Origin of the sequence: Catalinimonas locisalis, from assembly GCF_038039535.1 — a bacterium.
Lineage (GTDB): Bacteria > Bacteroidota > Bacteroidia > Cytophagales > Cyclobacteriaceae > Catalinimonas.
In genome coordinates this window covers 1-3,344 of sequence record NZ_JBBPHP010000090.1, presented here as the reverse complement: position 1 = coordinate 3,344, position 3,344 = coordinate 1, and the positions used below count along the sequence as shown (strand labels likewise).

The following is a 3,344-nucleotide window of genomic DNA, read 5'->3' as shown; positions in this document are numbered from 1 at the left end:
CTACCCCCGAGGAGGCTTTTAATACGGGCAGCTCCACCGACTAATCGGAAGCCCTCGGCATTGGAAGCGGAAATATTTTCACTGAAGGTAACCTCCAGATAGTTACTCCGGCTGTCTATGATCCTGGCGCCTGTTATCTGGGGTTGAGAGTTAGCCAACTCTACGAATAACAAACAGCAAAGTATTACAATGTATCTTAATGATAGATATATCAAACTTCAGAATTAAATATGTTTAATTTTTATAACGTATGATATACTATTTTAGGATAAAAAAAAGCGATCCTCTTTTTAAAAGATCGCTTTTCCAAACTAATGAGCAAGATTTACTATTGTTTCAATATGTTGGTTTTATGAATAAGCTTTCCCTCAGAGTAGAGTAACAATAGATATTTACCTTTTGGTAACTTAACCCCCGTTAAATCTATTTCCAATTCGTTATTTATCTGAGAAATTGATTTGACGAAAACTTTACGTCCGTTTATATCAAAGAGTGAAATCTCAGCGTCATTTAACGTGATGTCCGAGCTCAAAGTAAATTGACCTTGCACGGGATTCGGGTATACTATGAAAGAGGTTGAATTAATTTTTGTTATGTCAATAGATTCTTCTGCTCCAGGTAATGATTGAATACTACTATGTTTTTCACTGATTGTAGTCCTTAAATTTGAATCTAAAAATAGGTTTTGATCAGGAATTCTTTGTTTGTTCATACCAGGCCCCTGGAACCAAACTTCAAGGGTTTCGCCACCATACCCTTCAAAATAAGAGACAGTAATTTTGTGCACACCTTTATCAAGGGTTACCTTACCAGCGACTTCCTGAGCTGGTCTAAGTCCGTCATTATCAACTACCAAAGCATCATTAATGAAAAGCTGACTACCATCATCAGAGTTAGTAAAGAAGGTATACTCACCAGCTTCATCAATTTGGATCATAGCCTCAAAGAGGAAAGCGAAGTAATCATCTCTTTGTCTGGGTTGAAGCGAGAAGTTAGCAATTGTCCCCGATTTTACAGCAGTAAGTTTAGAGAAATCAGGTAGCTGATTCCACTCGCCTTCATAGTAGTGATAATTTACACCACTGATAAGAGAAGGCAGTTCAGGTTCAGGTTTAGCAGGGATATCCTCAGCACTCACAAATAGCTCACTGTCTTTAATCGCTCTTTTGTTACCGGACGGTGTTTTGATCATCACCGCTAAAGTTTCTCCGCCTCTATTTTCAAAGAAAGAAAGTTCAATAGGGTGAAGACCTTTTTTGAGTCCAATAGTACCTGACCTTTCCTGAGCAGAATGAGTACCATCATTATTAACGACAAGCTGATCATGGATATAGAGCATTGAGCCATCATCTGAAGTCGTGAAGAAAGAGTATTCACCATCTTCAGGTACGTAGATAAAAGCATTGAAGAAGAATCCAAACTCATCATTTTTCTCCCTTGCCTCAATGTTGAAGTTACTGTTGAGGTCAGACTTAATAGGATTGAGCACATCAAAGTCAGGCGTAGAAGACCATGTACCTTCGTAATAATGGGTGATAACGCCCGGGGTTGAATTTTCCACAGTAACTGACTCTAGGAGATCTGTTGGCTCAGGACTCGGAGTAGGTTCTGAATCTTCTAAAAATAGGTTTTGATCAGGAATTCTTTGTTTGTTCATACCAGGCCCCTGGAACCAAACTTCAAGGGTTTCGCCACCATACCCTTCAAAATAAGAGACAGTAATTTTGTGCACACCTTTATCAAGGGTTACCTTACCAGCGACTTCCTGAGCTGGTCTAAGTCCGTCATTATCAACTACCAAAGCATCATTAATGAAAAGCTGACTACCATCATCAGAGTTAATAAAGAAGGTATACTCACCAGCTTCATCAATTTGGATCATAGCCTCAAAGAGGAAAGCGAAGTAATCATCTCTTTGTCTGGGTTGAAGCGAGAAGTTAGCAATTGTCCCCGATTTTACAGCAGTAAGTTTAGAGAAATCAGGTAGCTGATTCCACTCGCCTTCATAGTAGTGATAATTTACACCACTGATAAGAGAAGGCAGTTCAGGTTCAGGTTTAGCAGGGATATCCTCAGCACTAACAAATAGCTCACTGTCTTTAATCGCTCTTTTGTTACCGGACGGTGTTTTGATCATCACCGCTAAAGTTTCTCCGCCTCTATTTTCAAAGAAAGAAAGTTCAATAGGGTGAAGACCTTTTTTGAGTCCAATAGTACCTGACCTTTCCTGAGCAGAATGAGTACCATCATTATTAACGACAAGCTGATCATGGATATAGAGCATGGAGCCATCATCTGAAGTCGTGAAGAAAGAGTATTCACCATCTTCAGGGACATAGATAAATGCATTGAAGAAGAATCCAAACTCATCATTTTTCTCCCTAGCCTCAATGCTGAAGTTACTGTTGAGGTCAGACTTAATAGGATTGATCATGCTAAAGTCAGGAGTAGAAGACCATATGCCTTCGTAATAATGGGCGATAACACCATTGGTTGCATTTTCCACAGTGACTGATCCTAGAAGATCTGTAGGTTCAGGACTAGGAGTGGGCTCGGTTTGATCAGGGATATCCTCAGCACTCACAAATAGCTCACTATCTTGAATGGCTCTTTTGTTACCGGACGGTGTTTTGATCATCACCGCTAAAGTTTCTCCGCCTCTATTTTCAAAGAAAGAAAGTTCAATAGGGTGAAGACCTTTTTTGAGACCAATAGTACCTGACTTTTCCTGAGGAGAGTGAGTACCATCATTATTGACAACAAGTTGATCATGGATATAGAGCATTGAGCCATCATCTGAAGTCGTGAAGAAAGTGTATTCACCATCTTCAGGTACGTAGATGAAAGCGTTGAAGAAGAATCCAAACTCATCATTTCTGTTTTTTGAATCAATAGTAAAGTTATCAGCTAACCCTTCTTTTACAGGCTTCAAATTTTTAAAATTAGGCACATTTGACCACTGACCCTCATAATATTGATAGATAACTCCTTCGGTAGGTTTTGTTACATTAACTGCTGATAATAAATCAACCGGCTCAGGTTCAGGACTTGGTTCTGGTTCAGGGCTTTCCGGAGATTCAGGTATATCTACTACCTCTCCATTTGAATACTCAAAAGCACCGATGTCAGGAAGATTACTTATCTTTGTGCCAATTCTATCTGTTGTATACTCAGAAATAGCTACACCTTTATCTTTAACAGATGAGTGGTTTTTAACATTGTAGTTGTCCTCGCTAGGGTTAACTAAGATATCGTTGATATTAGCGGATTTATCACCTGAAGCGGAATAATTACCGGAAGCTTTACCAGAGAGTAGGATATTATTTTTACCATCAACATTCTTT

The 3,344-nt window shown here is 39.2% G+C and carries 1 protein-coding gene; it reads right to left on the bottom strand.

Annotated elements, in window-relative coordinates:
• Positions 1–328 precede the first annotated feature (328 nt).
• The coding region (locus WJR50_RS33885) for a PA14 domain-containing protein (protein WP_341297756.1) at positions 329–3,344 on the bottom strand (3,016 nt) is incomplete at its 5' end.